Source organism: Streptomyces sp. NPDC002088, from assembly GCF_040296605.1.
Lineage (GTDB): Bacteria > Actinomycetota > Actinomycetes > Streptomycetales > Streptomycetaceae > Streptomyces.
Map to the genome: position 1 here is coordinate 71,148 of NZ_JBEOXO010000031.1, position 26,978 is coordinate 98,125.

Here is a 26,978-nt window from a genome sequence, read left to right on the forward strand (position 1 = left end):
CCTCCCCTGCACCGCCGTTACCGCCGCACCGTAGAGGACTCCACAGATGCCGCCGATCACCTCCCAGGCACGACGCGACCGCATCGTCCACCTCGCCACCACCACCGGCCTCGCCAGCGTCGAGGAACTCTCGCAGCTCTTCGACGTCACCCCCTCGACCATCCGCCGCGACCTCGCCCGTCTCACCACGGAGGGCCGCCTCGCACGCACCTACGGCGGCGCGATGGCACTGTCCGCGCACCCCGAGGCGTCGCTGCGGCAGCGAACGGGCGAGGCGTACGAGGAGAAGCGGGCCATCGCGCAGTGGGCGGCGCGGCAGGTCGAGCCTGGTGAGACGCTGCTCCTCGACGCCGGGACGACGGTGGGTGCGCTGGCCCACGAGCTGCGCGGCGCAAAGGAGTTGACGATCGCGACGACGGGCCTGACCGCCCTGCACGCCCTGGCGGACGCGGAGGGCTTGCACGTCGAGTGCCTCGGTGGCACGCTCCGCCCGCTCAGTCAGGGCTTCGTCGGTCCACTCACGGAGGCCGCGCTCGAGCTCATGTCCTTCGACCGGGTCTTCCTCGGCGCCGACGGCGTCACCGTCGAGCGCGGCATCTGCGAGGCGGACCTGCGTCAGACCCGTCTCAAGGAGCTGATGTCACGCCGCGCCGACCGGGTCTACGTACTGGCTCACGGCGCCAAGTTGGGGCGCGCGCCGTTCCACGCGTGGGCGAAGCTCAGGGAAGGATGGACCCTGGTCACGGACACGTCGGCGCCCGACGCCCAGATCCGCGCCTTCGAGGCTCGCGGAGTGCGTGTGGAGATCGCCACGTCCGCGGGGACGTGACGGAACCGGCTCGGCAGCCTCAAACCCTCAACGCCGCCCTCCCGCCAGCGGGCGTGCCGGGCACAGGCGGACTTCCGGGAGACACGTAACCGCCGCGCGACCAGCGGCGGCGCCACTCCCTGTGCGAATTGCCCGGCAGCCTCGAACCGCACTTGCTCCCGCTGAGCCCACTGCTTCGCGGTCAGACCGCCCCCATCGGGATACCGCATGACACCGGGATACACCCACCGGCGAGAACTCTCACCGGCTCAGTGCACCCTCGCAAGGCCCTCGGCGATTGCGCCGAGCAGGATATCGCCGCAGACGGCGGAGCTGTCCGCAGCCCAGCAGACGTAGCCGTCGGGACGGATGAGCAGGGCAGCCGCGCCCACATCGTCGGTGCAGGTGGCGCGGACGAGGTCGACTCGTGGCGGGAGCCGGAGGTCGGCCGGGACGGTTCCGGCCAGATCCAGCAGGACGGCGTGCCCCGAACCGAACAGCGTCGACAGCCGGGTGGGGCCGGCTTCGGTGACCAGGTCGGCGTCCGGCATGCGCTGCCCGGTGAGTGGATGCTCGCCGGACAGCTCGTAGCGCAGCGAGAGGCCGGACATCAGTCCCGCGAGGTGGCGGTTGGTGTCGGGCAGGCGCAGCAGGTCGATGAAGATGTCACGCAGAGCGGCCACGTCCTCGCTCGGGTTCGGATCTGCCAGGACGCGCTGCGCCGACGTGTGATGCAGGACCTGGGCTCCGACCGGATGCCGTTCGGCGTGGTAGCTGTCCAGGAGGCCGCTCGGTGCCCGGCCTTGGACGGCCGCGGCCAGCTTCCAACCGAGGTTGAACGCGTCCTGTATGCCGAGGTTGAGACCCTGGCCGCCCAGTGGCGGGTGAATGTGTGCGGCGTCGCCCGCGAACAGGACGCGGCCCGCGCGGTAGTGCTCCAGTTGCCGAGTGGCATCGGAGAACCGTGAGGAGTTGTCCACTGCGCCGAGGGTGGTCTCCTGGCCGTACACGGCCTGCAGCGCGGCGGCGATCTCCTCGTGGGTGACGGGGGTGTCGCGGTCGGTGTCCGCCTGGTCCGCGCGCCCGAAGGTGAACCGGTACCGGTCGCCGCCGAGAGGGACCAGCATGGCCCAGTAGCCGCCCGCTTGGCGCATCAGGGTGCTCATATGTCCTGTCTGCTGCGGCACCAGCGACGATACGGCGGACAGGTGGATGTCGGCCAACACCGCCTGATGGGTCCCGGACCTACCGGGAAACGGCAGCCCGAGCAGTTTCCGCACCGTACTGTGGCCGCCGTCGCACGCCACCAGGTAGCGAGCCCGCACCTGCAGACCGTCCGCCGTCACGACCACATCGTCGTCGTCCGACTTGACCCCTGAGACGGCAGTGCCGCGCAGAACCCGCGCGCCGGCGGCGATCGCCCGCTCTTCGAGCACTTCCTCGATCTCCCACTGAGGGATCCCGATCGGGAAAGGGTGCCTGGTTTGCCATGGGGTGCAGTCCAAGGGCACAGGCAGGGCCGCGAAATGCCCGCCCACCGGCTCACGCGACGCGCCCCGCTGAAGCAACGGCTCCAGCAGCCCGCGCGATTCCAGCAGCTCAGCGGTACGGGGCTGGATCCCGCCGCCCTTCACCTGCTCGATGCGCTGGGGCAACTTCTCCAGCACCAGGGTCTCGACTCCGGCCAGAGCCAGTTCGTACGCCAGCATCAGTCCGGTCGGGCCGGCGCCCGCGACGACGACCTCGGTCTCGATCTCGGTCAACACCTTCACTCCCTCTCATTTCTCACCCCGGGGTAAATGTATACCAGATGCAGAAATACCCTCAGGGGAGCTATCCGCTATGATGGGCGCCGTGGACGGCAAGCCAGGGCTGCGGGAGCGGAAGAAGCAGCGGACCCACGCGGCGATCTCCGATGCGGCGATCACACTGTTCCTCGAGCACGGCTTCAACCAGGTCTCGGTGGCTCAGGTGGCCGAGGCGGCCGAGGTGTCCAAACGCACGCTCTTCGCCTACTTCCCGACGAAGGAAGACCTCGTGGTGCATCGCCTCGCCGACCACGAGACCGAAATCGCACGCGTCGTGCGGGCCCGCCCGCCCCACACCGCCCCGCTGGCCGCGGTACGCGAGCACTTCCTCAGGGGGCTGCGCGAGCGGGACCCGATCACCGGGCTCAACGACCATCCCCAAGTGCGGAGGGTCCACCAGATGATCCTCGACGCGCCTTCGCTGGTGGCCCGGATGGATCGGTTCAAGACCGGCGCCGAACGCGCACTTGCTCAGGCATTGCAGGAAACGGCAGACATTCCGGAACTCACGGCGCGGTTGGCCGCCGTCCAGATCGTCGCGGTCCAGTGGGCGCTGGCGCAGGACAACGCCGAACGCCTGGCATACGGGGAGCCGGCCGACGCGCGCTATGCGGGTGCGGTGGCTGACGCGGAGCATGCGTTCGCGCTGCTGGAGAACGGATTGCGGCAACTGACCGCGTAACACTGACTCCAGGCACCCGAGCAACGAACGTCGGCGTCGCCCAGTGCCCCGCAGTCGGCGGGCCAGCCGCCGGTGTCTCGACTGTCACCTCCGCACAATCCCGGGCCCTCATCTCGCCCTGTGCACGGCCGATCGCCTCGGCATCGCCCTGCCCGTGTATTAGGAGACGTGGCTGAGCCGTTCGACGCAGTGGTGCGTGGCCGGGTTGGCGACGATCGAGTTCTGGTCCGCCAGGCGTGCCCGTGGCGGCAGTCGGTAAGTCGCCGCGGCCACGATCGCTGCGTCGGCACGGGAGATCGAGGGGATGGAAGCGACGCAGCCTCGAAGAAACCGCTGCCCTGGCGCCGTACGCGTCCAAGGTCGCCGCGACCGACTTGCCGCGCCGCGGGCCGGGGTCGCTCAGAGCGGAGTTCCTCGATCGGGATTGGGGTCGGCAGGAGCCGGATGCGGCCGGTCCCAGCCCCCATACAGCTCCCGCCGGGTATGAGCCGACGGACCACCGATCACCCTCGCCACGGCAGTCTGGCGCAGTCTCACATGGTCCGGTTCAACGAGAGCGGCTCTCCCGCACCGATGGTTGAGTCATCCGGATGGGGGCAATAACCAGCGCTGGGGGGCGTCATGGAGGATTCCGAGTTCCACCGCGTCTGCCGGAATGCCATGCGGGAGACCGCTGCCCAGGCGGAGGCACTCAGGCAGCAGGTGCGGCACGTGATCGGCGAGCTCGCGGCGCTCACGACGGCCGACGGCTCCATGTTCACCCTCACGCCGCTGGCCGCGGAGGTCCGGAAGGAGCTGGAGCTGATCGCGGCGGAGCAGCTCGCCGAACTCGACACGTTCAACGTCGTGCTGTTCGGGCGGACCGGCGTGGGCATGGACCGCCCGACCCGCGGGGAGATCTGGCTGGCCGGCCACCGCCTGGACATGCTCGGCGAACGGGCCCTGGCCCGGCTGCGTCGCGCGCACGTGGGCTTCGGCTGTCAGTCCTTCCATCTCATGGACGAGCTGTCCGCGGTGGAGAACGTGGAGTTCCCGGCGCTGTCGGCCGGATGCGGGCGGCGCCGGGCCCGCCGCCGGGCCGTCAAGCTACTGGAGCAGGTCGGGTTGGGCGACAGGGTGGGCCACCTGCCGTCGGCCCTGTCCGGCGGACAGCGGCAGCGGGTCGCGATCGCACGGGTGCTCGCCAACACGCCCTCGCTCATCCTGGCCGACGAGCCGACCGGCAACCTGGACAGCGCGGCGACGCGGGATGTGCTGCGCCTTTTTGCTGACCGCTCGCATCGTCCAGTGCGTCATTCGTCGCGGTGACCGTGATGGCAGTGGTCAACGCCGTCGCCACCGCGTGGAACGCCGCCTTGGACGCGCGGCGCCCCCTGGCCGTCGCCCGCACCATCGGAGCGACGCTCGGCCGGGCCACCCTCGGGCTCGTCCTGGCGCAACTGCTGCCCGCCTTTCCCACGACGGTCATCGGCATCCCCGCCGGCATCGGCCTGTACGCACTGCTGCAGGTCGGCCCCGCCACCGTGGTCGAACCGTCCACCGCACAGACCGCGACCCTGCTCGTGCTCGCAGCCCTCACCGCCGCCCCGGCCCGTATCGGCGCCCGCCAACCCGTCCACGAAGCCCTGCACAGCGAGCAGAACTGACGCCTCGCACACCGTCCACCCGCCGACCGGCTCACCGCGGGGGCGCACCGAAGCGAACCGGCGGACAACTGGACGTGCGGATCCCCCTCAGGCTCGCCGGCACAGCGGCAGCAGCAGAACGTCGCCGGGCCGGAGAAACTGCCCGGCCGCGATAGCGGTGAGGCACGTGCCGGTCTCGGCAGGACCGCGGCGCGGCGGTCCGGCCTGTAGGCGATGAACTCCTCGGCCGCAGCGTCGAAGGCCCGCGCCTGGCTGTGCGGACCGGTGCAGATCAGGGCGCGTGCGATCCCGGCAATGTGAGGCTGAGGACATCGCATTCCTGTGCCTGAGCGGGCTGCGCAGGTCGGCTGTGACGCGTTACCAGTCACCGATCGCCAAGGCTGTCTCATACAGTCGCGATTCGCGAGCGGGTTGGGGGCACCTCGGCGCGTCGTGGAGGAGCTGGTCCGGCCTGCGGAGAAGATCTGGTCATGACCGACGCGACGAAAGCAGTTCTCGAGGGCGGCCCCAGTGATCTTCCTGAGCGGATCGTTTCGGTTTCCGCGCTCGGGCCCGACATCAAGATCCCGTTCCGTGGAGGGTACGAACACTTCAGGGTTACGGCACGTCAGCAGGAGACCTCGGCGGGCCGGTTGCCCGTCTACGAGTGGTGGGAGCGCACGGAACTCCCGGGGTAGGTGCCGTTCGGAGCCTGCGGCCGGACGTGTCCGACCGAGCGCAGGCGCCGTCCTTCGTCGTCCAGATCTGTCAGTCGGCTTGCATGATCCAGTCATCGGGAAATGTCGCGGTGGTCCGCGTCGGCGAGGGCCAGGGCATGCGAGATGGTGGCGGGGATGTCGCTGATGGGGAACAGTGTGTGCTGTACCGTCCGGTCCGGTCCGGTCCGACGACGAGGATGAGCCGCTTGAGCCGCAGATTCTGTCCGGCCCGCAAGGTCGGCAGGCGCGGTGCCGCGGCAAGCTGGAACTGGACGTCGGACAGCGAGGGGAACGGCAGGTTCTCGGCGGGCGCGAAGGCGGCCTGTTCCTGCGGCGATTGCGTGCTCACGCCGCGGACGGCGATGCCGGCGGCCTGGAATCGCGGCCAGGCGGCGCGGAACCGGCGACTTTCGAGTGTGCATCCCGCGCTGCCGGGGATCTGCGCTCCCGTGAGGTCGGTGGGAACACCGGGAGTGCTGGTCGCGGGGTAGGCGAAGAGGACAGTCGAGCGGGCGTCGGTGGCGACGGGGTCGTGATCGCGGCGATCGGTTCCCCGTAGGCGCAGGTCCGGGGGGTGGGCTCGCCCACCAGTGACTCGATCCGGCGGGCCTCCGCTCCGTCGTCGAGGGCGTGGCCGGTGAGCGCGCCGTCGCCCAGCAGCCATCGGTCGGCCCGGGGAGGCAACTGACTGATCGACAGCCACCCCTCGCCCGGCAACCATCACCTGGACCGGCACCTGCCCCACCTGCCACCGCGACATACCCAACGCAATACGAACCTGGCCAAGTCCTCCTAGCAGATGGGACGGCGGCCCCACAATCCGTGTGATGCCGACTGGTGCGAATCCGACTGTGGTTCCCGGCGCCATGTCGCCTGCGCACACCAGACCCTACGGTTCCGCCACACCCGGTGCCGCCGGCGCCCAGCGATGCGCTGCCGCCCTCAGGAGTACCGGGCACGCATCCAGTGAAGGAGCCGCCCATGCCACCCCGCTCATCTCAGAAACGGCCATGGGGCCGGTGGGGCCGCCTCGTGCCTCGTCTGCTCGCTGTCGTCGCGCTCGTACTCGGTGCCGCTCTCGCCGGTCCTGCGCCCACCGCGGACGCCGCGGTCACGCTTACCAGCGTGACCGGCTTCGGGTCGAATCCGGGCGCGTTGAACATGTACGTGTACCGGCCGGCGTCGCTGCCGGTGAACCCGCCCGTGGTCGTCGCGCTGCACGGGTGCACACAGAGCGCCCAGGTCTACGCGGACAACTCCGGACTGCCCGAGCTCGCCGAGCGTGACAAGTTCCTGCTGGTGCTCGCGGAGACCACTTCCTCGAACAACCTGAACAAGTGCTTCAACTGGTTCCAGACCACCGACATCCAGCGCGGCCAGGGCGAGACGCTCTCGATCCGGCAGATGGCCGGCTACGCCGTCTCCACCTACGGCGCGGATCCTCAGCGGACCTACGTCACCGGCCTGTCCGCAGGCGGTGCCATGACCGCGGTCATGCTCGCCACCTATCCCGACGTCTTCTCCGCCGGCGCGGTCGTCGCGGGCCTGCCCTACAACTGCACGAAGGACAACAGCCCCTACACGTGCATGAGCCCCGGGGTGGACCTCAGCCCGACCGAGTGGGCCCAGCGGGTGCGCGACGCCTACCCGTCGTACACCGGGCCGTGGCCGCGCACCGCCATCTGGTACGGCGACCAGGACACGACGGTCGTACCGGGCAACGCCGCCGAACTGCGCGACCAGTGGACGGCACTGCACGGGCTGTCCCAGACCCCCACCCGCACCTCCAGCATCGGGCCCGACACGACCCGGCACGACGAATACGTGAGCTCCGACGGCACGGTCGCCGTCGAGGTCAACCGGGTCCCCGGCATCAACCACGGCACCCCGGTCGATCCCGGCACCGGGACCGAACAGTGCGGCAGCACCGGAGCCCCGTACTTCCTGGACTCGATCTGCTCCAGCCACTGGATCGCCAAGTTCTTCGGTCTTGACGGCTCCGGGCCGGGGACAGGTTCGCTGCCCGCGCCCACCGGACTGAAGGCGACCGCAGTCACGGACACCAGCATCAGCTTGAGCTGGAACGGAGTGAGCGGTGCGGCGGACTACGTCGTCTACCGCGACGGCAACCCCGTCGGGACGCAGAGCGGCACGTCGTACGCGGACACCGGCCTGCAGACGGGAACCTCACACACCTACGCGGTCGCCGCCCGGGACGCCAATGGCACCGCAGGATCCCGCTCGGGGACGATCACGGCCACCACCAGCGGCAGCGCGGCCGCCTGCTACACGGGCAGCAACTACGCCCACGTACAGGCGGGACGGGCCACCACCAGCGGCGGCTACACCTACGCCAAGGGCTCGAACCAGAGTATGGGCCTGTACAACACCTTCGTCACCCACACCCTGAAAGAGTCGCCCACCGGCTACTACACCATCGCCGACAGCGGCTGCCCCTGATCCACACACGCAGCCGTCGCATTCGGTGAGGTGAAACGGCCCGCCATGGTGTCCGGCGCTCCTGTCCGGGCCGCCGCCATGGTGGGCCCACACATGTTCCCTGCGGTGATCGTGCCTCTAGCGTCTCTGATTGGCTTAGCGATCCCCAGTGTTGCTCAGGGAGGTGAACCGATCGCCTTCATGCCCTGGTGCTGAACGGCCGGAGCCGCCATCCCTCGTGGCACGTCCCTGCGGACGCTGGTCGGTGAAACCTCACGATCTCACCGAGGAGGGTGCCCCACGCCGCCTGGACACCGGACGCGTGCATGACAGTCTGCAACGGGATCACTACGGATCGCTAATCCGACTGGTAAGCCCCGGCCTGTCCACCACTCGACCTGGAGGAATCGGATGCTCCCACCGCGCACCGCCACCGCCCCACCACGCAGACGGCCCAGGCGGCGTGCCGCTCTGGGAGCACTGTCGCTCGCGGCCGCCTGTTCGCTCGTCCCCGCGGCGCCGCCGGCCGCCGGCGCGGAGGAGACACCAGGCGGTCACTGCGCCGGACGCGCCCTGGTGCGCGTACCGGGCGCGGCCCACCAGCAGGCCGACTGCCTGGATGAACTGACCACAGCCGGAACGGTGGCTTCCGGCCACACTGATCCAGCCGACTTCGCGGGTCTCACCCCCCAGGGTCTGCCCACGCCGAGCGGCGTTCCAGGAATCCAGATCGACGGCTACTTCCCCGACTCCTCGACCACGAACACCAACCACGGCTGGAACCACGACGCGCAGTTCGTCATCCGGCTGCCCGACCACTGGAACGGCGGCCTGGTGGTCGCCGGGACACCGGGCAACCGCGAACAGTACGCCAACGACCGTGCGATCTCCGACTGGGTGCTCTCGCGTGGCTACGCCTTCGCCGCCACCGACAAGGGCAACACCGGCCTCGCCTTCTACCGCGACGGCCGCAGGCCCGGTGATGCCATCGCCGAGTGGAACACACGCCTCACCCAACTCACGCGGGCCGCCCGCGCCGTCGTCACGCAGCGCTATCACCGGCCCCCTGCCCGCACCATCGCCACGGGCATGTCCAACGGCGGCTACCTGGTGCGGTGGCAGCTGGAGAACCACCCCGAGCTGTACGACGGCGGAGTGGACTGGGAAGGCACCCTGTGGCGCTCCAACGGCCCCAACCTGCTCACCTTCCTGCCGCCCGCCCTGCGCGACTACCCCGTGTACGCCGCCGGTGGCCCCGGCGACGAAGACGCCCTGGAGGCCATGCACAAGGCCGGCTACCCGGCGGGCTCCGAGTTCCTGTGGCCGTACCACCACCAGGTCTACTGGGACCTGACGCAGCGCATCTACCGCGAGGAACTCGACCCCGGCTTCGACGGGGCGACCGAGGCAGGCACGCCGTTCTGCGCCTCGGGCGCCCCAGGCTGCGACGCCGACTACGACTACGCCACCCGGCCGCCCGCGGTCCACCGTGCCGTCGACCGCATCGCCCTCACCGGACGCATCGGCAAGCCACTGATCACCATCCAGGGCACACTCGACGTGCTGCTGCCCATCAGCCAGGACTCCGATGTCTACGCCCGCATGGTGCGCGAAGCCGGGCGGGGCGCGCTGCTGCGCTATTACCGCATCGAGGACGGTACGCACACCGACTCGCTCGTCGACGCCTTCCCGGGCAAGCTCCGCCCGCTGGTCCCCTGCCACCGCTCAGCCTTCACAGCGCTGGAACGGTGGCTGACCGGAAACGGTCTCCCTCCCGCGAACCACACCATCCAGCGCCCGGCCGGAGCGGGTCCCGCGACACTGCTCACCAACTGCCCTCTGGGCTAGGCGATTTCACTCGGACCACCAGGCGGACCTGAGGAAGATGCCCACGATATCGCCCTTGCTCAGGTGTCCGCGGATGGCGCGTGATGAGGACGCCTTGTCGGCCTGGACATCGTGCGGCCTGATGCGGGGCCGTCCGCGTCGGCGAGGAACACGCAGATGTGCCATCACCTCGGTGAAAGCAACCTCGGGAGCCGTGGCAGCGGTACTACGACCAGCAGCAGGCCGTGCCGGCCTACCTGGCGCGCAGCAGCCGCAACGAATACCGGCGTGCGTACCTGACGGCAGACCCGCAGGTCCATCCCCGCGCCGGGCCCTGCGCATCACCCGGCAGGGCCCGGCGCAAACGCTCAGCCCCCGCTCTTGCGCCGGAAGGACCGCTGGCTCGCAGCCGGGCCGTGCGCGCCGCGGATCTTCGACGCATCGGAGTTCGCAGCAAGATCGGCGGCGCCCGCCTGCAGGGCGCGCTTGCGCGCCAGGGCCTCGCGGAACTTGCGCTTCAGGTCGTACTGGCCGTCATCGTCGGGCGCCAGGGCGGGAGTCCCGGGGTCAGCCGGCTCCGAACCTTCTTGAGATGGAGACTCTGCAGCCACGGGGACCTCCTGGGTGCGGGCAATGGAAAGCACAGCTTGTCATGCCGGACCCCGCGAGAGACGCCCGCGTCCGGCACCGGTGACGGCCTGGCCGTCGCGCACGCCCATCTGCCGTAGGAGCCAGCACAAGATCAACCTGCGGACCACGCACCCGACCGGAGTCCGCAACCGTCTGCCGGCGTTCGTCGTGACTGAATCCGGCGGACCTCACCGGTGCCGGTGAAGGCCGTCGTTGATGCAGTCCGTGGCTCACGAAGCCCGCGCTTGGAGGGCACCACGGTGACGCCGCAGGTCGCGCCGCGAGCCGAGGTGGACGGCGGACGGTGGACGGCGGACCGCCGGTGCAGATCCCTGAGCGCGCCGGGTCAACCACACCTCGCTGTGGGCCGCCCCACGCCCACCAGCCAGGTGTGCTCCACCTGCGGGATCAAGGACGGTCCCAAACCCCTTCACGTGCGGGAATGGACCTGCCCTGCCTGCGGCACCCTCCACGACCGGGACCACAACGCCGCGAAGAACATCAAGGCCGCCGGACTGGCGGTGACAGCCTGGCGCAGCGCCGGTAAGACCAGAACCCGTTCTGGCACAGCGCGAAGAAACAGGAAGCCATGGAAGCCCGCCCGATGCCCGTGCCGCGTAGCGGCACCGCACCGAGCGAACAGGCCAGAATCTCCCTCCTTCAGGAGTCCTTCAGAAGGGAGAGCAAGTCAATCGGGTAGTGGTCGGTCCTGGACGACGTTCTTCATGACCAGGGTGGACGTCAGACGCTGGACGCCTGGGAGCTTGGCCAGTTGCTCGTCGTAGAGCTGCTGGTAGGCCGCGAGGTCGGCGGTGGCGACGCGCAGGAGGTAGTCGGGTTCGCCGAACAGGCGCTGGGCTTGGATCACGTGCGGGACCGCGGCCACGGCCTCCTCGAAGGCGTCGACGGTGTCCCGGTCCTCCCAGCGCAGGGTGGCGAAGACCAGGGCCTCGAAGTCCAGACCGACGGCGGCAGGGTCGACGACCGCGCGATAGCCGCGGATCGCGCCCTCTCGCTCGAGGTCACGCAGCCGGCGGTGGCAGGGCGAGACGCTCAGCTGCACGCGGGCGGCCAGCTCGGTCACCGTCAGGCGGCCGTCCAGCTGCAGCTCGGTAAGAATCTTCCGATCCAGGGCATCCATGAGAAAGATTCTCCCTCAATGAGCGCGATCATGAGGTAAAGGCGGAAACATTTTCGGGCATATCTGGCCTAATCTTCCTCTCAGGTAAGGGACGTGAGAGGGATCGATCAATGGACACGACGACGGTGGCGGCATTCCTGGCAGTGGATCTGCTGCTGGTGTTCACTCCGGGCGCGGACTGGGCTTATGCGATCTCGGCGGGGCTGCGGAACCGGTCGGTCGTCCCGGCGGTCGCCGGGCTGATAGCCGGATACGCGGGATACACGCTGCTCGCCGTCGCGGGCCTGGTGGTGATCGTGGCGAGCTCGGCGACCGTCCTCACCGCGCTGACCGTCACTGGGGCCGCGTACCTGTTGTGGCTCGGCTGGGGTGTGCTCACTCGGCCGGCGGTCCTGGGCGCGTCCACGGAGACCATGGCATCCTCGCGTCGGCAGATCATGCTCAAGGGAGCCGGAATCAGCGGCCTGAACCCAAAGGCGCTGCTGCTGTACTTCTCGCTGTTCCCGCAGTTCATCAACCCCGCGGACGGCTGGCCCCTCGCCGCGCAGACCGGGCTGCTCGGCCTGCTTCACATGACGGCCTGCGCCGTCGTCTATCTCTCCGTCGGCGTCCTGGCCCGCACCGTGCTGAAGACCCGGCCCTCGGCAGCCCGGGCGGTGACCCGGGTCTCCGGTGCCATGATGATCGTCATCGGCGGATTCCTGCTGGTGGAGCGTCTGGCCGGCTGACGAATCCGCCCCGCCCGTTTCGCGCACCGTGATGTCCGTCGAAGGAGAGCACGTGGAAGACCAGACGCAGCAGGAGCAGGAGCAGGCGAGCCCCGAGGTTCAGAAGCGCATCCAGGCGAGCTTCGACCGTCAGGGGCTGATGAGCCACCTCGGTGCACGCATATCTCATATCGCGCCCGGCCGCGTGCACATCGTGCTCCCCAGCAGGCCCGAGGTCACCCAGCAACACGGCTACTTCCACGCCGGCGCGACCAGCGCCGTCGCGGACAGCGCCGGCGGCTACGCGGCCTACACGCTGTTCCCCGAGAACACCGAGGTCCTCACCGTCGAGTACAAGATCAACCTCCTCGCGCCCGCCGTCGGCGACCACATCGAAGCAGTCGGAACCGTCCTTAAGGCCGGACGCACCCTGACCGTGTGCCAGTTGGAGGTGTTCGGCGTCCAGGACGGACGACGAAAACTCGTCGCCAACGGGCAACAGACGCTGATCCGTGTGAACAGGCCCGAGCAGTGAGTGAACAGCCGCTGCCGTCCTGGGTGACCTGGCAGCAAAGGCCGTTCCCCGACGCCAACCTGCTCCTGCTGCACGGGCAACGACCGGCCCTGGTCGACAGCGGATTCGTCGGCCATGCCGAACAGACCGCCGCCTGGGCACGCGCACACGCCGGACACATCGACCTGGTCGTGAACACCCACTGGCACTCCGACCACGTCGGCGGCAACGCGCTTTTGCAGGCGAGCGGTGCAGGCATCGCGGCCGGGGCCCTGGAAGCAGAGGCGATCGCCCGCAGGGACCCGGGCTGCTGTGTGGCCGAGTACCTCGACCAGCCGGTCGCCCCGTACACGGTCGACGTGCCGCTCGACGACGGCCAGGTCCTCCGCCTCGGGGACGCCGACTGGGAGGTCGTCAGCGCCCCCGGGCACACGCCGGGGCACTTGGCGCTGTGGCAGCCGGACGAGCGCCTGCTCGTGGCCGGTGACGCGCTGTCGGACTACGACGTCGGCTGGGTGAACCGCGCCCTCGACGGCCCCGAAGCGGCCACCACGGCGCTCGACTCCCTGAAACGGATGGCCGACCTCACGCCGCGCGTGATCCTTCCCGCCCATGGCCCGAGCCCCGCCGACACCGCCGCGGCGTTCGCCACCGCATCGCGCCGGGCCCAGCGCCTCGTCGACGACCCGGACGGCGCCGTCTGGTACGGCGCGCGGCGGATCTTCGCCTTCGCCCTGATGATTCGTGACGGGATCCCGGCCGGCCAGGTCGAGCCGTACCTGCACGCGCGGGCCTGGCTGGCGGACGCGGCACGGCTTCTGGGCCGCACGCGCGAGGTGCTCGCCGCCGAACTGATCGACACGATGCTCCGCAGCGGCGCCATCGTCCTGCGCGAAGGACGCCTCCACGCAGCCGCCGAACACACCCCGGTCGCACCGGAATCCCTGCGCGTGCCCTACCCCCGCGCTTGGCAGACGACGGAGACGCGCTGACGCGCAGGGGACCCGTACGGTGAGCAGCCCCGCTGCGCCGCCCCGCACCCACTCCGCTGGAGCCTCCGGTCAGAAGGTGTGCTCCGGCCCCGGGAATGTCCCTGCCGCAACGTCGGCGGCGAAGTCCCTGGCGGGTTGAGCAGTACGCCGTGCAGGTCGGCGTACTACTTCACGAACCGCGGCAGACGCCCGGTGTGCAGTCCCGCCATGTCCTGCCAGACCAGCACCTGCGCGTCACAGCCGTTCCCGGCGCCGATGCTGACCGTCGGGACGGTCAGCGCCTGTGTGATCTCCGCAGCGAGCTCGCCGGGCACCATCTCGATCAGCACGGCGAACGCTCCGGCGGCCTCAAGCGCCTTCGCGGCGGAGAGAAGCCGCTGCACTTCTTCGCCACGCCCCTGCACGCGGTAGCCACCGAACGCACCTGCCTCTTCGATCTCGCCAGAGCGGCCCGCCCCGCCCACCGCACACCACACCACCGCAAGGACGTCGAGGTCCCGCCCTGCGTCCAGTGGCTGCTCGACTCCACCACGATGTCCTCCGCGTTCGTGCGCAACGGCCGCACGGACGTCGCCGCCCGCAACACGCCGGCAGTTCGCGGGCGGTGTCCCGGTTCTGCATGCCGGCGGGTGTCACCCCTGGGCGGGGATGCAGCGCAGTGCGCGGACGGGAGCCTCGGTGAGCTGTGGTGTCCCGGTCCTGCGGGTGCGCGGTCGTCACGGCGCGGTCATGGCGCGGGCGAAGTCCAGTGCGACGGTGAAGCAGCGCTCGACCTCTTGTTCGGACGCGCCGAGCCACAGGTGATCGGCCCCGGGAACCGGGCGGAAGTCCACCGGGGCGCCCCCTCGCGCAGGGCCGCGGCGAGCCGCTCGCCCTGGGAGAACGGAACGACACTGTCATCGGTGCCGTGCAGGACCAGGAAGGGCGGCGCGTCGGGGGTGACGTAGGTGACGGGGCTGGCCGCGCGGGCCGGACCCGCCGGTGGCACCGGCCTGACCGGCCGACGGACGCCCGGTACGGCCGACCACCCCCGCCGGCAGCCACGGCTGTTGCAGCTCGCCTCATTCGGCCGCAGTCGGCTCGCGCGCGTTGCCGGACCGCAGTGTGGTGGTGCACACGGATGCCTACCGATGTGCACGGTATTGGCCGCATCGGATCCTCAACGGCGAAGGAGGAAGACGGAGTATGTCCATACGCGGATCCATCGAGGGCCGCAGGCTTTATGCGGCGGCCCTCGCCGCGACGGTGGTCTGCTCAACGATATTCACCGGACCGGAACTTGCTCAGGCCGATGGTGCGCCGTCACCGTCGGTGACCGTCCCGCGGCTGGACTGGAGTGCCTGCATACCCGGCAGCCAGTTCGATTGCGCCACCGCCAAGGTACCGCTGGACTACAGCGACCCCCATGGCCGCACCATCGACCTGGCAGTCATCCGGCGGAAGGCAACCGACCCCGGGCGGCGCATCGGCACCCTGTTCTTCAACCCCGGCGGCCCCGGCGGGCCTGGAACGGTGCAGATGCCACAGAATTACGAGTCCTTCCCGCAGGAGGCGCGGGAGCGATTCGACATCGTCAGCTGGGACCCCCGCGGGATCGGCAACAGCACCGCGGTGAACTGCTTCCGCAGTCCAAAGGAAGCCGCCGCCTGGACTGCGAGCAAACCGGCCGGCTTCCCCAGTGGGCGAACAACAGCGGGCGAGCTGGATCGCCGCGTACAAAGATCTGGGTCAGCGCTGCCAGCAGCACGACCCCGAGCTCCTGCGCCACGTGTCGACCCCCGACACCGCTCACGATCTCGACCTGCTCCGCCAGGCGGTAGGCGACCCGCAGCTCAGCTACCTCGGGATCTCGTACGGCACGTTCCTGGGCGCCACCTACGCCAACCTCTACCCCGGCAAAGTCCGCGCCATGGTCCTCGACAGCAACATCGACCCGCAGGCCTGGACGAACCACGCCTCGCAGAGCGAACCTCGGCTCACGACATTCCTGCGCATGGGCTCGGACCGCAGCGCAGCGGCAACCCTGGACCAGTTCCTCACCCTGTGCGGATCCACCACCACCGCCCGCTGCGCCTTCTCCGCCGGCAGCCAGAAAGCGACCCGCGACAAGTTCGATCAGCTGATGCAGCGCCTGCGGGAGCATCCGGTGGGCACGTGGACCTACGCCAGGACGGTCGGTGACGTAGTGAGCAGTCTCTACGTCGTCCACCCCGGATGGACGGATCTCGCCGGCCGACTTCAGGAACTGTCGCAGGGCCGCGTCCCGGAGCCGTCAGCGCCCCCGTCCCCGCCCCCGGTCCCGAATCAGAATCCGTACACGGGCGACGAACAGGCAGGTGCCGTGCTCTGCGGCGACAGCCCCAATCCACGTGACCCGGCTGTCTATCACACGCTGGAAAAGGCCGGCGCCACCCGTGCGGGTGACGCCGGACGCTTCTGGACCTGGGCCACGGAGCCGTGTGCCAGCTGGCCGGCCCAAGCCGCCCACCGGTACCACGGCCCGTGGAACAACCCCACGGCGCACACCGTCCTGGTGGTCGGCACCACCTACGACCCCGCCACTCCCTACACGGGCGCGCAGGCCATGGCCAAAGAACTGGCCAACGCCCGCCTGCTCACCAACAACGGGTACGGGCACACCGCACTGATCAACTCCAGCAGTTGCATCAACGCATACGAGAGCCGGTACTTCATCGACGGCACCCTCCCGCCGCCCGGAACAACGTGCCGACAGGACACGCCGCCCTTCTCCTCACCCAAGCCACACGGCGGCGTCGCCACCGGCGGGGGCGCGATGGCGAGCGTCGTCTCCTGAGCCGACGCCAGGCCCAAGGCCGTACGGCATTGAGGTTGCTGGTTTCGGCGTCTCAGGGTCTGGATCTGTGTCGCAACCGGTGACGCGGTCGGTCCGGACTGGTACGCCGCAAGCATGCGGTATCCGGACGGGGGCGGGCTGACCGCCGAGCAGCGCAGGCGCCGGGAAGGGGGACGGATGCGGCCCATTGACTTCTTCGAGGAGAGCACGAAAGTCCAGTGCAGCCCGGGAGTTACGGGTGAGTGAGAAGTCGGTCTACCAGTGGTACCGCGCCTTCAAGACGGGCGGACCCGAGGCGCTGCGTTCCAAGGACCCGTGCGGCTACGGCTGCCGCCTGGGCCCCCACCTGCAGACCAAACTCGCTGTGTCACGTGATTCCCCGGACAGGAGCTGCCGGCGACGCGCCTTTCGTCTCCGTCGAGCCCTTCTGCAGCGCGCGGTGGATCACTGGCCGGGCCCGCGTTCGTCGGCTCCTGTTGCCCTGATGAACCCGGTGAGGACGGTCGTGTACTCCTGTGGGTGCGTGACGTGCGGGATGTGACCCGCACCCTCGAAGGTCTGGCGCTGTGCTTGCGGCAGGACCGCGGCCAGCCGTTCCAAGACCATCGAGAACCAGGTGGGACTTACGCTGCCGCGGCTCAGCATGACCGGCACGGTGCAGGCGGAGAGTCCGTCGAGGTCCAGTGCGGCCCAGGACGGGTCAGTCTGTTCGTCCATCCATGTCTGGGCGTAGGTCACAAACATCTCGCGTAGGGGAGCAGACAGCTGGTCCCACATGCCGGGGCCCAGGGCTACCTCCTCCACGAACAGGCGTGCGCCCTGCTCGTTCTCCCCCTCGCCGAGGTGGTCCAGCACGGCATCGATGGAGGCCATCGTCGGCTGCAGCTGTGCCATGGCCTCCGGATCGTCGGCCACGACCCCCACCAACGGTGGCTCGTGGACCGCGATGCTGCGGAACAGCTCAGGCCGGCGTGCGGCCAGGCCGAGGATGATCGACGCGCCGAAGGAAACGCCCGCGACATGCGCGGGGGCGTTTCCTAGCCCTTCGATGAGCGCCGCAAGGTCGTCCTCGTCCTGCCTCCAAGTGCCCTGACCCGGCACCTTTTCGCTCTGGCCATGGCCGCGGCGGTCATACGAGACCACAGTGAAGGACGCAGAGAGGTCAGCCTCGATCGCGGGCTGCCAGCTCTTGTGGTCGCGGCGGTTCCCGAGCGCCGCCACGGAGGTCTCTATCAGCACCGTCCAGCGTCACGCTCGCCACCGCGCCGGGGCTCGTCCGCAAGGGTGCGTGCCGGGTACAGGGGGCAACGACCAGCGCGGAGGTGAACCGGACCGGTGAGCATTTCGGCGAAGAATTACCCGTGAGGCATGCTCACCGGCATGAGGGCACCGAAGTCGGACCCGCTCTCACGGCTCTGGGACGAGTTCACGTTCATGCCGTTTCGTCGGAGCTTCTACAGCCGAGAACCCAACGGCGCATGCATGGATGGTACGGGCGGATGCGTTACTCGCCGGCTGCATTTCCATGGCAGTGCAAGGTTCCTTGGACGAAGCCCCTCGTCCTCTTGCTCGCCGTCCGTGGCGGCACCGCCCCGCTGTGCCATGTGCGGATGCTGACGGGCCCGCTGGGGCGGCGAACAGAGCAGAGAGGGCGACGGCTCCTGCGTCGCGAGCGTCGACCGGCCCGCAAGCGGGAGCTGTGGCCGACTTGGAGCAGCCTTTCTTGAACGGGACGGGTCGGCCTCGGAATACTCGCTGTCCCTCGGCTACCAGTCTCGGACACTGGCGTGCATCTCCCACACGAGAATCTCCGAAGGCTCTTCGGCGGAGATTCTCTGCCCACCGGTCGCGGTGAAGCGCACGGCATCACCTTCGGCAAGAACTCCTTCGCCTTCCAGTGTGACGCTCCCCCTTGCCACAAACAGATGGAGGAAGGGGGCTTCAGGCAGCGTGACGTGGCCAGCCGAGGGAATCCGTGCAGCGTGCAGTGCGGCGTACTTGTTCCGGATGCGGATGGCAGAGGAATTGGCATGTTTGTCCATGCCGGAAGCGACAGTGGTCAGGCCACCGCTCAACAGTTCGCCGTCAATCTCCACCTGCTCGTACCCGGGTGTGATTCCACCCTCGTCGGGCACCACCCACATCTGCACGAAGTGCACAGGGTCGGCATGGGTACTGCCGCCCTCCAAACGCCACGAGTCGTTCTTCTCCGAATGCAGGATGCCCGTCCCCGCACTCATCCGCTGAGCCAGACCCGGATAGATCAACCCGGAGTGCCCAGTGGAGTCCTGATGCACCAAAGACCCCTGCAACACCCAGGTGACGATCTCCATGTCCTGGTGCGGATGAGTCTCGAACCCGCTCCCCGCGGTGACGATGTCATCGTTGCTCACCAGCAGTACACCGTGATGAGTATTCCGGGGATCGAAGTGGCGTGAAAAAGAGAAAGAGTGTTTCGAGTCGAGCCACGACAGCCTTGTGTTGAACCGTTCCTCACTGCGTCGTACATCGACAGTCGGTTGTATCGCCGAGGTCACTGCCGCTCCTCATCTGTCCCGTATTGGTGATCACAACTTGACACTCGACGGAATCGGCACCGGGATCTCCGGCACGACGTCACCAGAGGTCCGGCCGTCGACATGAAGCTGAGCGCAGTGCTGTTCGGCGATCTCGGCGCAGATCCCGGCCACCTGCTCACAGAGAGGCTCACCGAGGTCCGCAGCGCTCAATGCCATGACCATCTTGTACTGGAGATCATCCACTGATCCTCCCCTGGCGTCGCTTGGCAGCTCCACGCTAAATGGATCCCTGACACTTCGCCAGCCGCCCGATAGTGGGCACGCGAATGTTCGGCTGGAAGAGTACATGCGGCACCGCGGCTGTAGCCGTGCCGTTGGAGTAATCCCGAAATCGCTACACGGTCCCCATGCTGCCGCCGGTCTCCTGGACGAGAGCGAGCGAACCTCCACGCCCCGGACCGTGCGACCCACCACCGGCCCCATGACGGCCGCCGTCTGAGGTTACGTGGGAGCATCCGCGCGTTTTCGCCCTGATCGCTGCCACAAACCTCCGTGGACGGTGCATGCGCGAGACGGCTGCGCTTGAGTACGCGTACTCAGGCTGGTTGGGTCGCTCGGCCCTGACGCGGCCGGTCTGTGTTCCCGACGATGGAGCGCCCACCCCGCGTCGAGAGAGGTGCTTATGGGGCGTGACCTGCAGCTGCGCGTTGCCACTCCAGAGGATTTGGAGTGGATCTACGAACTACGTCACCGGGTGTACGCACAGGAGTTGGGCCAGCATACGCCGGATCCGGCCGGACGGCTTCGCGACGGGCTGGACGGCGATAACGTCTACCTGGTCGCGGCGCGAGGTACGGCCCGAATCGGCTTTGTCAGCCTGACTCCGTCCTGGTTGGGGCGGTACGCGCTGGACAAGTACCTGACCCGCGACGAGCTGCCGCTGCTGACCGAGAGCGATCTGTTCGAGGTACGCATACTCACTGTCGAGCCACGCTGGCGGGCCACCGCAGCGGCACCGCTGCTGATGTACGCGGCGCTGCGCTGGATCGCCGCCCGGGGTGGTCGCCGGGTGGTGGCGATGGGGCGTACCGAGCTGCTCGACATGTACCTGGCCGTCGGCCTGCGCCCGGTCGGCCGTACCGTCCACAGCGGTGCGTTGACGTTCGAGGTGCTGACCGGCAGCGTGACCGAGCTGACGAAGCTCGCGATGGAACGGTACGGGAGCACGTTGGAGCGTCTGGGGTCCGCAGTGGACTGGCGGCTGGACATGGCGTTCGCAGCCGGGCCGGACGGCTGCGAACACGGTGGCGCCTCGTTCACCGCCATCGGCCCGGACTTCCGCACCCTGCACCGGCGCCATCACATCGTCGCGGCGGACGTGCTGGACGCCTGGTTCCCGCCGGCCCCCGGGGTGCGGGCGGCGCTCGCGGAAGATCCGGCCTGGGCTGCCCGGACCTCGCCGCCGGCCGGCGCCGAGGGTCTGCTGGCGGAAATCGCCACGGCTCGGGCGCTGTCGGCGGAGACGCTCGCGGTCGGCACCGGTTCAACCATGGCCAGCGCCGGCTCGGCGCCGGCCTGCTCGGACTGGCCTGGCTGAGTGTGCTGGCCGCGCTGGTGCCGCTCGGGGCGAGCGCGCTGGCGCTGTTCGTGGCGGTCTCGATCGCCGACATCGTGGCGTACTTCGCCGGTCAAGGGCTCGGCGGGCCGCGGCTGTCGCCACTGTCACCGGCCAAGCGGTGGAGCGGGACTCTGGCCGGGGCCGCGGCCGGCCTCGGCGTGCTCGCCGTGCTGTCCGCGCTGAGCTGGCCGATGGCGGTTGCGGTGGCGGTCGGCGGCCCGGCCGGCGACCTTCTCGAGTCCATGATCAAAAGAGGTGCACAGGCAAAGGACGCCGGCCGCTGGCTGCCCGGCTCCGGCGGCTTGCTGGACAGGATCGACTCGCTTCTCATCGCACTGGCCGTCCTGCTTGTCCTGCGCTGACCCTCAAAGTCCCTCGCCGACCAGCGGACTCGGTGACAAACGGCTGATCGAGCGGGATTCGAAGTTCCAGCCGCCGCCCGGAGCGACGCCCTGGGATTCGTCGTAAAGGTGCGCCCAGCCGATCGTGCGGCCGCTCCTTGCCCCCAACCGCCACCCGCAAAAGCATCTGTCCGATGCCTCCATCTGCCGCCCGTCCCACGCTTGGCGGTCAGATGGCCTCGGTCCCCGCAGCGCCTCTCCAGCAAGCAGTTTGGAATCGAACGCTCGCCCAGACGGCGAGGAGTCCGATTACCGGCCTGCAGAAAGGGCACCGTGAGAGTCCCACGGGCCAGGTCGGGGTCGGTCGGATCGAGTCGGGCGACTTCTGCGGCGCGCACGGCATGGATGACCACCATGCCGACGATGAGCCGGGCGGCTGGGCCGTCGAGCCGGTCGAGAGCACCTGCTCGAGCCGGTCCGGGCGATCATGGGCGGAGCCAGTGATATCGGGTGGCTCGCCCTGACGGACGGGCTCCGCCCGGCGCCCCTGAGCTCCGCCGGAGATTTCGACACGCTGCGCCGTGACCCACCGGTTCGCGTCCGAGAGCAGCGCGGCGAGCGCCGCGCCGATGTCGTCGGGCTCATCCCCGCGGCCCAGCGCGACCTGCGAGGTGAGGTACGCCCGCACCTGCTCGTCGTGCATCATGCCGCCGCCGAAGTCGGTCGCGGTCGCTCCGGGGGGCGATGGTGTTGATACGGGTACCGCGTCCGCCGAGCTCCTTGGCCTGGTAGCGGGTGAGGACCTCGACCGTGCCCTTGACCGCGCCGTAGGCGGCGTGGCCCGGGACGGTGATGCGCGTCGGCCCGCTCGAGACGCCGAAATCAGTAAACGGCTCTGTCCCATAATCGGCTCTGGCCCGTAGTCGGTGGCGACCTGAGTGTGATGGCGCGCAAGGATGCGGCGTCGTTGATGTCAATGCCCTTGTGGGCGTGGTGTTTTCGGGGTTGTCGGCGCTGGTCGTCAAGGATGTGGCGGACCAGGGCGAGGTGATCCGGGTGACGGCGCGGGCCCGAGGCGAGCCGGTGCCGTGCCCGACGTGCGGGACGTTGACCAGGCGCCTGCACGGCTCCCACGGGCGCACGGTGGCGGACCTGCCAGTGGACGGCCGCCGGGTGGTGGTGTCGGTGCGGGTGCGGCGCCTGGCGATACATCACCCAGGGCCGGCCCGAGGGCGACCGGCCCGTCAGCACACCGCAACGTCTGGCCCGCCTCCTCCTCACCCGACCCGGCAACCTGCGGGACAAGGACGCCGAACTCCTGAGAGAGCTCACCGCCGTCTGCCCCGAGATGACCGAACTTGCCTGGCTCGTAAGGGAGTTTGCCGAACTCCTCACCCCGGCTCCGGGCAACGACGCGGCACCCGCGACTGCCGGGTTCGCCCCCTGGGCAAGCGTCAGGGTCTCATGCCTTCCAACCAGGGCACCGTCGAGCGCGGTGGCCGCCATACCGTGCGGTGCGACCCGGCAGCCTCTGTCGGAAGATCCTTCCGCTGATCGTTCACAGCTGAATCATTGGTGTTCATCTGCGTCACCGAGGATTCATCATGTGCATGCCCGATCCGGTTCGCGGTGTGCCCTCCGTTCTCGAGCGATCAGGAAGGACAGCTGCTGATGCAGTCAACACGGCGGCGAAGACAGTTGGTTGGTGGATCCGGTGGACAGCGGCTCGCAAGTGCCGCCCTGACCGCACTCGTCCTGCTGGCCGGAAACGTAACGGTGGCGTACGCCGACACCGGTACGGACCAGCGCGCCACGGACAAGACGGACTCGTCCAGCGAAAACGCGACGACCCTGCCCACCCTCACCCCCGGCGACGGGACGTATCTCGAGGGCACCCAGAAGGTCGTGGCCACGCCGACCCAGGCCGGCGACTCCGTGACCACGGTCGCCGTCGACGGGCAGACGATCGACGCCGAGAAGACGGTCGGGGTGTCGCGGCTCAGCTTCGACGTCGGCTCGAACTCGACGGAGGCTCGTTACCAGAACTATGTGCTCGTCAACGGCGAGTACCGGGCGAACATCGGTGACCTCGTCAACGAGCGGGGCACCATCGAGATCCCGAACGAACACCTCGTCAAGGGCGAGAACAAGATCCAGTTCTTCGCGGGCACCGTCGAGACCTCGTGCGGAACCAACCACGACGACTTCGTGCTGTCCGACATCGAGCTGACTCTGCTCGGCGAGGTCGCGGACGGCGAGGAGAACGAGTACACGTACTCCTTCGGCGACGGCAACTGCGGGTCCAACAGTACGCTGCTGACGGAGGCGTCGCTGAGCTTCTTCGTCCTCGGCGACCCGCAGGGCACCACCGGCCTGCACAGCGACCTGGACACCACGAAGCTCTCCAACGGCGAGCACGCCATCACCGCGACCACCATCTCGCGCAAGACGGTCACCAACAAGGTGACCGTCAACAACGCCCCCGCGGGAGCCCCCCGGCTGCTGCCCAAGGACGGCACGCTGGTGATGGGCGGACAGTCGGTGTTCGCCGACTTCCCGGCGGGCGCCGAGGGCGAGGTAGCCTCGCTGACCGTGGACGGCGACAAGCCGGTCTCCGCACCCCAGTTGGGCAATGGCGCGGCCACGTTCTCCTTCGATGTCGGCGCCAACTCGCTCGATGACAAGTACGACAACCACCTGCTGGTCAACGGCAAGCGGATCGACCTGGGCGGCACCTGGGTCAGCCAGCGGACAGAGATCGCGATACCCGCGCGGTACCTGGTGCCCGGTGACAACACGATCAAGGTCGTCACCGGCCCGTACAAGGAAAGCTGCGGCGACAACCGCGACGACTTCGACATCGCCGACCTCGGCCTCGCCCTGGACGGTGCCACCGTCACCGGCAAAAACATCGCTGCCTCGTACGCGATGGGCGACGGCAGTTGCGGCACCGCCACCGGCCGCCTGACCGAGGCCGAGCTGCACTACACGATCGACGCCCCGGCCGTCGCGGTCACCGACACGCTCGGCTCCGGCACCGCCGCCCTCGGCTTCACCGTGGGCAGCAACTCGATCGAAGCCCGTTACCAGAACTACGTCCTGGTGAACGGCCAGAAGACCGTGCTGGACGCCGACTACGTCAGCCGGCACGTCGACCTGGCGATCCCCAACGAGTGGCTGGTGCCCGGCTGGAACACCATCGACGTCGTCACCGGCACCTACGCCACCTCCTGCGGCGACAACCGGGACGACTTCGCGCTCTCCGGGATCACGCTGACGCCGGCCGGCGGCACCGCCGAGGGCCGGATGGTCAAGGGCTCCTACAGCTTCGGCGACGGCAACTGTGGTGACAACGTCAACCCACTGACCGAGGTCGACCTGGAGTTCTTCGTGGACGGCCCGGCCAAGGGTGTCCGCGCCGACCTCGACACCACGAAGATCAAGGACGGGCAGCACACGCTGGCCGCCACCTCGAAGGCCGGCAAGACCGCCACCCGCGTACTGGCCACCGACAACTCGGCACCCGAGGTCGCGAGCAGCACCCCCAAGTCCGGTCAGAAGATCACCGCGTCGGTCGTTCTCGGCGTCCAGATGAAGGACCTCTCCGGCGTGGTGAGCGGCCCGGACATCAAGCTCGACGGGAAGGCGGTCGAGGCCGGCGCCGAGATCGGGCCCGGCCTGTCCGCCGGTGCGCACACGCTCTCCGTGACCGCCACCGACGGCCTGGGCAACACCGGTACCCGCGAGGTGAAGTTCACCTCCGCCGGCATTCCGGACACCCCCGCACAGCTGACCCCCGCGTCCGGCACCACCGACGCCGACCCGAACGTCAAGCTGACCGCGAAGGTGGCCGAGCCCGACGGCGGTGACGTGACCGCCACGTTCTCCGAGGCCGAGATCCTCACCCCGGGCCAGGTGTACCAGGGCACGGCCACCGCCGTCCCGACCACGCTGAAGGTCCAGGGCGAGAAGAAGGTCAAGGCCGCGGGTCTCGCGCCCGCCGACGGCACGACACTCGCCGCGCCTTCCTCCTCCGACGTCACCTTCCAGCGGTTCGACGTCCAGGTGAAGGGCCACGTCGACCAGCCGGTGCTGCGCTGGGAGGGCGTCATCGACCCCGAGCGCCTCGCCGCGCTGCGGGTGTGGAACAGCGACACCGAGCAGTGGGACGTCGTCAACAGCGCCCGCGGCGCCGCCGAGGGCAAGACAGTGCTGACCTCCGTACTGGACGGCACCTACGTCGACCATCAGCAGGTCCACGTCATGGTGACGGGTGAGGACCCCTTCGCCGACGACATCGACGCCGGTGACGCGAACTCGTTCGCCGACCCCGACTCGTACGACTTCTCGATCGTCCACTACACCGACACGCAGTACCTCTCCGAGGGCGCGGTCGAGCAGGAGACGGCTGAGGAGCGTGCGGTCTGGGAGAAGGCATACGGGGATGTCTCCCGCTGGATCGCGGCCAACAAGGACAAGCGGAAGATCGCCTACGTCGCCCACACCGGCGACATCATCGAGAACAACATCCGCAAGCCCGCCGACGAGGCCACGCAGAAGGAGGTCGTCGGCGAGCTGGAGGTGTCCTCCGAGCAGCAGAAGATCCTGGACGACGCCGGCATCCCGAACGGCGTGATCGCGGGCAACCACGACAACCAGTCGGGAACCGAGAACGGTCCGGACGCCATCTACAACCAGTACTACGGTCCCGACCGTTACCAGGCGCTGTCACAGGGCTGGGAGCACGCCAGCTACGGCGGCCCCTGGCGTGCGGGCGACAACCAGAACCACTACGACCTGTTCTCCGCAGGCGGCCAGGACTTCGTCGTCGTCGGTCTGTCCTACGGCGTGACGCGCGAGGAGGCCGAATGGGCCGACTCGATCTTCAAGCGCTTCCCCGACCGCAACGGCATCCTGCTCTCGCACGACTACCTCGCGCCGAGCAGCAACCCCGACGGCCGTGGGGCCGCGTTCTCCGTGCCCGACGGCTCGATGCTGTACAAGACGGTGGTCCAGGACAACCCCAACGTGTTCCTGATCCTCGCCGGCCACGAACACGGCGTGGGCACCAACGTGAAGCCGAAGGTCGGCGAGATCAGCCACGACGTGGTCGAGCTGCTCGCGGACTACCAGTTCTACACGGTGTCCGCGGACCGGCTCGGGCTCACCGAGATCGGCGGCTACAAGCCCGACGACCAGCTCCAGTTCGGCGCGAGCTTCTTCCGGATGCTCCAGTTCGACGTGGACCGGTCCGAGCTGACCGTCGACACGTACTCGCCGCTGCTCGACGAGTTCGGTGCCACCGAGTACGACACCAACCACCGGTACAACGGCACCGAGGACAACATGGTGCTGCCGATCGACCTCAACACCCGCAAGACGACCTTCGAGACCGACTCGGTCGCGCTGTACAACCCGGTCAGCATCATCGGGCGAACCAAGGTCAAGTCCGGTGAAGTCGCCTCGGTGACATGGAAGAACCTCAAGCCCGGCTCCACCCACGCGTGGTTCGTCACGGCCCGCTCCGGCGGCGGAGGTGTCACCGCTTCCGAGCCGAGCGTCTTCGTGACGAAGGACGCCCAGGGACGGCCCGGCAAGTGGGGCCCGGACACGCCCTACTACGAGTGGTTCAACCAGTCGCAGGGCCGGCACTGACCCGCTGACCGCCGGCACCGCCCAGCCGCCGTCGTCCGGCGGCGGACGCCCGCGCGCCCCCGGGAGTGGGGGCGCCCCCCGGCGCCCCCCCCCCCCCCCCCCCCCCGCCCCGCCCGGGCCGGGGGGGGGGGCCCGGCC

Annotated in this window: 23 protein-coding genes and 6 pseudogenes; 17 read left to right on the forward strand and 12 right to left on the reverse strand. The window is 69.1% G+C overall.

Features of this window, described 5'->3' with window-relative positions:
* The first annotated feature begins 46 nt into the window (after window positions 1-46).
* The gene (locus ABT114_RS42215; protein WP_351150151.1) at window positions 47-829 is read left to right on the forward strand and encodes a DeoR/GlpR family DNA-binding transcription regulator; all 783 of its coding nucleotides are present in this window, start codon (window positions 47-49) and stop codon (window positions 827-829) included.
* Between the two features lie 17 nt (window positions 830-846).
* On the opposite strand, the pseudogene ABT114_RS42220 reads toward ABT114_RS42215, so the two are convergent.
* Together ABT114_RS42220 and ABT114_RS42225 are read right to left on the reverse strand one after the other, a co-directional pair.
* A pseudogene (locus ABT114_RS42220) lies at window positions 847-1,038 on the reverse strand (helix-turn-helix domain-containing protein); the annotation flags it as partial.
* 39 nt (window positions 1,039-1,077) lie between these two features.
* The gene (locus tag ABT114_RS42225; RefSeq protein ID WP_502988493.1) at window positions 1,078-2,580 is read right to left on the reverse strand and encodes an FAD-dependent monooxygenase; all 1,503 of its coding nucleotides are present in this window, start codon (window positions 2,578-2,580) and stop codon (window positions 1,078-1,080) included.
* Between the two features lie 73 nt (window positions 2,581-2,653).
* On the opposite strand from ABT114_RS42225, the gene ABT114_RS42230 reads away from it, so the two are divergent.
* The 4 genes from ABT114_RS42230 (at window position 2,654) to ABT114_RS42245 (ending at window position 5,621) form a co-directional block, all read left to right on the forward strand.
* The gene (locus ABT114_RS42230; protein ID WP_351150212.1) at window positions 2,654-3,298 is read left to right on the forward strand and encodes a TetR/AcrR family transcriptional regulator; all 645 of its coding nucleotides are present in this window, start codon (window positions 2,654-2,656) and stop codon (window positions 3,296-3,298) included.
* A gap of 621 nt (window positions 3,299-3,919) precedes the next feature.
* The gene (locus tag ABT114_RS42235) at window positions 3,920-4,606 is read left to right on the forward strand and encodes an ABC transporter ATP-binding protein (protein ID WP_351150154.1); all 687 of its coding nucleotides are present in this window, start codon (window positions 3,920-3,922) and stop codon (window positions 4,604-4,606) included.
* Window positions 4,607-4,611: 5 nt separating this feature from the next.
* Window positions 4,612-4,944 carry an FtsX-like permease family protein gene (locus ABT114_RS42240; protein ID WP_351150157.1) on the forward strand — a complete coding sequence of 111 codons (333 nt, stop codon included), beginning with the start codon at window positions 4,612-4,614 and terminating at the stop codon, window positions 4,942-4,944.
* 470 nt (window positions 4,945-5,414) lie between these two features.
* On the forward strand, window positions 5,415-5,621 hold the full coding sequence (locus tag ABT114_RS42245) for a DUF5988 family protein (protein WP_351150160.1): 207 nt from the start codon (window positions 5,415-5,417) through the stop codon (window positions 5,619-5,621).
* Window positions 5,622-5,691: 70 nt separating this feature from the next.
* Here ABT114_RS42245 and ABT114_RS42250 read toward each other — a convergent pair whose 3' ends face one another.
* On the reverse strand, window positions 5,692-6,510 hold the full coding sequence (locus tag ABT114_RS42250) for a redoxin domain-containing protein (RefSeq protein WP_351150163.1): 819 nt from the start codon (window positions 6,508-6,510) through the stop codon (window positions 5,692-5,694).
* A 113-nt stretch (window positions 6,511-6,623) separates the two neighbouring features.
* Between ABT114_RS42250 and ABT114_RS42255 the strand changes: the two genes are divergently transcribed.
* Complete coding sequence (locus tag ABT114_RS42255; RefSeq protein ID WP_351150166.1) at window positions 6,624-8,102, forward strand: extracellular catalytic domain type 1 short-chain-length polyhydroxyalkanoate depolymerase; 1,479 nt, start codon at window positions 6,624-6,626, stop codon at window positions 8,100-8,102.
* 390 nt (window positions 8,103-8,492) lie between these two features.
* Window positions 8,493-9,929: a 3-hydroxybutyrate oligomer hydrolase family protein gene (locus ABT114_RS42260; RefSeq protein WP_351150169.1), complete on the forward strand. Its 1,437-nt coding sequence runs from the start codon at window positions 8,493-8,495 to the stop codon at window positions 9,927-9,929.
* Between the two features lie 347 nt (window positions 9,930-10,276).
* On the opposite strand, the gene ABT114_RS42270 is transcribed toward ABT114_RS42260, so the two are convergent.
* Window positions 10,277-10,519 (reverse strand): DUF5302 domain-containing protein, encoded by a 243-nt coding sequence (locus ABT114_RS42270; RefSeq protein WP_351150172.1) that lies wholly within the window; start codon window positions 10,517-10,519, stop codon window positions 10,277-10,279.
* Window positions 10,520-10,927: 408 nt separating this feature from the next.
* Here ABT114_RS42270 and ABT114_RS50770 point away from each other — a divergent pair, with 408 nt between their 5' ends.
* Window positions 10,928-11,323 carry a zinc ribbon domain-containing protein gene (locus ABT114_RS50770; RefSeq protein WP_502988498.1) on the forward strand — a complete coding sequence of 132 codons (396 nt, stop codon included), beginning with the start codon at window positions 10,928-10,930 and terminating at the stop codon, window positions 11,321-11,323.
* On the opposite strand, the gene ABT114_RS42280 is transcribed toward ABT114_RS50770, so the two are convergent.
* Window positions 11,227-11,679 (reverse strand): Lrp/AsnC family transcriptional regulator, encoded by a 453-nt coding sequence (locus ABT114_RS42280; protein WP_351150175.1) that lies wholly within the window; start codon window positions 11,677-11,679, stop codon window positions 11,227-11,229. The two genes, ABT114_RS50770 and ABT114_RS42280, sit on opposite strands and share 97 nt — an antisense overlap.
* Window positions 11,680-11,789: 110 nt before the next feature.
* Between ABT114_RS42280 and ABT114_RS42285 the strand changes: the two genes are divergently transcribed.
* From ABT114_RS42285 to ABT114_RS42295, 3 genes are read left to right on the forward strand one after another with little or no spacing between them, the layout of a single operon-like run.
* Window positions 11,790-12,407, forward strand: a complete 618-nt coding sequence (locus ABT114_RS42285; protein WP_351150178.1) for a LysE family translocator — start codon at window positions 11,790-11,792, stop codon at window positions 12,405-12,407.
* Window positions 12,408-12,459: 52 nt separating this feature from the next.
* Complete coding sequence (locus ABT114_RS42290; RefSeq protein ID WP_351150181.1) at window positions 12,460-12,921, forward strand: PaaI family thioesterase; 462 nt, start codon at window positions 12,460-12,462, stop codon at window positions 12,919-12,921.
* Entirely contained in the window at window positions 12,918-13,892 is a 975-nt protein-coding gene (locus ABT114_RS42295) for an MBL fold metallo-hydrolase (protein ID WP_351150184.1), read from the forward strand. The genes ABT114_RS42290 and ABT114_RS42295 overlap by 4 nt, the downstream gene beginning before the upstream one ends.
* A gap of 164 nt (window positions 13,893-14,056) precedes the next feature.
* On the opposite strand, the gene ABT114_RS42300 is transcribed toward ABT114_RS42295, so the two are convergent.
* Both ABT114_RS42300 and ABT114_RS42305 read right to left on the reverse strand, forming a co-directional pair.
* A complete protein-coding gene (locus ABT114_RS42300; RefSeq protein ID WP_502988494.1) occupies window positions 14,057-14,356 on the reverse strand; it encodes a 3-methyl-2-oxobutanoate hydroxymethyltransferase in 300 nt (99 codons plus the stop codon).
* A 392-nt stretch (window positions 14,357-14,748) separates the two neighbouring features.
* Window positions 14,749-15,030: pseudogene (locus ABT114_RS42305) on the reverse strand (hypothetical protein); the annotation flags it as partial.
* A 540-nt stretch (window positions 15,031-15,570) separates the two neighbouring features.
* Here ABT114_RS42305 and ABT114_RS42310 point away from each other — a divergent pair.
* Both ABT114_RS42310 and ABT114_RS50775 read left to right on the forward strand, forming a co-directional pair.
* Window positions 15,571-16,707, forward strand: coding sequence for an alpha/beta hydrolase (locus ABT114_RS42310; RefSeq protein WP_351150186.1), 1,137 nt, complete (start codon window positions 15,571-15,573; stop codon window positions 16,705-16,707).
* Between the two features lie 114 nt (window positions 16,708-16,821).
* Window positions 16,822-17,074: pseudogene (locus ABT114_RS50775) on the forward strand (helix-turn-helix domain-containing protein); the annotation flags it as partial.
* Window positions 17,075-17,151: 77 nt separating this feature from the next.
* Here ABT114_RS50775 and ABT114_RS42320 read toward each other — a convergent pair.
* The 3 genes from ABT114_RS42320 to ABT114_RS42330 all read right to left on the reverse strand — a co-directional run bounded on the left by ABT114_RS42320 (window position 17,152) and on the right by ABT114_RS42330 (window position 19,469).
* Window positions 17,152-17,928, reverse strand: coding sequence for an alpha/beta fold hydrolase (locus tag ABT114_RS42320; RefSeq protein WP_351150192.1), 777 nt, complete (start codon window positions 17,926-17,928; stop codon window positions 17,152-17,154).
* 545 nt (window positions 17,929-18,473) lie between these two features.
* Complete coding sequence (locus ABT114_RS42325; RefSeq protein WP_351150215.1) at window positions 18,474-19,232, reverse strand: pirin family protein; 759 nt, start codon at window positions 19,230-19,232, stop codon at window positions 18,474-18,476.
* A 42-nt stretch (window positions 19,233-19,274) separates the two neighbouring features.
* On the reverse strand, window positions 19,275-19,469 hold the full coding sequence (locus ABT114_RS42330; RefSeq protein WP_351150195.1) for a hypothetical protein: 195 nt from the start codon (window positions 19,467-19,469) through the stop codon (window positions 19,275-19,277).
* 439 nt (window positions 19,470-19,908) lie between these two features.
* On the opposite strand from ABT114_RS42330, the pseudogene ABT114_RS42335 reads away from it, so the two are divergent.
* A pseudogene (locus ABT114_RS42335) lies at window positions 19,909-20,775 on the forward strand (GNAT family N-acetyltransferase); the annotation flags it as partial.
* Between the two features lie 50 nt (window positions 20,776-20,825).
* Window positions 20,826-21,206 carry a phosphatidate cytidylyltransferase gene (locus ABT114_RS42340; protein WP_502988495.1) on the forward strand — a complete coding sequence of 127 codons (381 nt, stop codon included), beginning with the start codon at window positions 20,826-20,828 and terminating at the stop codon, window positions 21,204-21,206.
* 208 nt (window positions 21,207-21,414) lie between these two features.
* Here the strand turns inward: ABT114_RS42340 and ABT114_RS42345 are convergent.
* Window positions 21,415-21,909: pseudogene (locus tag ABT114_RS42345) on the reverse strand (hypothetical protein); the annotation flags it as partial.
* Window positions 21,827-22,210, reverse strand: coding sequence for an SDR family oxidoreductase (locus ABT114_RS42350; RefSeq protein ID WP_351150200.1), 384 nt, complete (start codon window positions 22,208-22,210; stop codon window positions 21,827-21,829). The pseudogene ABT114_RS42345 and the gene ABT114_RS42350, both read right to left, overlap by 83 nt.
* Between ABT114_RS42350 and ABT114_RS42355 the strand changes: the two are divergent.
* Window positions 22,170-22,388: pseudogene (locus ABT114_RS42355) on the forward strand (transposase family protein); the annotation flags it as partial. The gene ABT114_RS42350 and the pseudogene ABT114_RS42355 overlap by 41 nt on opposite strands.
* A 468-nt stretch (window positions 22,389-22,856) precedes the next feature.
* On the forward strand, window positions 22,857-26,840 hold the full coding sequence (locus ABT114_RS42360) for a metallophosphoesterase (RefSeq protein WP_351150202.1): 3,984 nt from the start codon (window positions 22,857-22,859) through the stop codon (window positions 26,838-26,840).
* Window positions 26,841-26,978 lie beyond the last annotated feature (138 nt).

Coding starts and splice junctions, on each gene's coding strand:
- ABT114_RS42285 (WP_351150178.1), top strand. CDS start 11,790: ATGGACACGACGACGGTGGCGGCATTCCTGGCAGTGGATCTGCTGCTG.
- ABT114_RS42230 (WP_351150212.1), top strand. CDS start 2,654: ATGGGCGCCGTGGACGGCAAGCCAGGGCTGCGGGAGCGGAAGAAGCAG.
- ABT114_RS42255 (WP_351150166.1), top strand. CDS start 6,624: ATGCCACCCCGCTCATCTCAGAAACGGCCATGGGGCCGGTGGGGCCGC.
- ABT114_RS42240 (WP_351150157.1), top strand. CDS start 4,612: ATGGCAGTGGTCAACGCCGTCGCCACCGCGTGGAACGCCGCCTTGGAC.
- ABT114_RS42250 (WP_351150163.1), bottom strand. CDS start 6,510: ATGGCGCCGGGAACCACAGTCGGATTCGCACCAGTCGGCATCACACGG.
- ABT114_RS42360 (WP_351150202.1), top strand. CDS start 22,857: ATGCAGTCAACACGGCGGCGAAGACAGTTGGTTGGTGGATCCGGTGGA.
- ABT114_RS42260 (WP_351150169.1), top strand. CDS start 8,493: ATGCTCCCACCGCGCACCGCCACCGCCCCACCACGCAGACGGCCCAGG.
- ABT114_RS42245 (WP_351150160.1), top strand. CDS start 5,415: ATGACCGACGCGACGAAAGCAGTTCTCGAGGGCGGCCCCAGTGATCTT.
- ABT114_RS42215 (WP_351150151.1), top strand. CDS start 47: ATGCCGCCGATCACCTCCCAGGCACGACGCGACCGCATCGTCCACCTC.
- ABT114_RS42280 (WP_351150175.1), bottom strand. CDS start 11,679: ATGGATGCCCTGGATCGGAAGATTCTTACCGAGCTGCAGCTGGACGGC.
- ABT114_RS42235 (WP_351150154.1), top strand. CDS start 3,920: ATGGAGGATTCCGAGTTCCACCGCGTCTGCCGGAATGCCATGCGGGAG.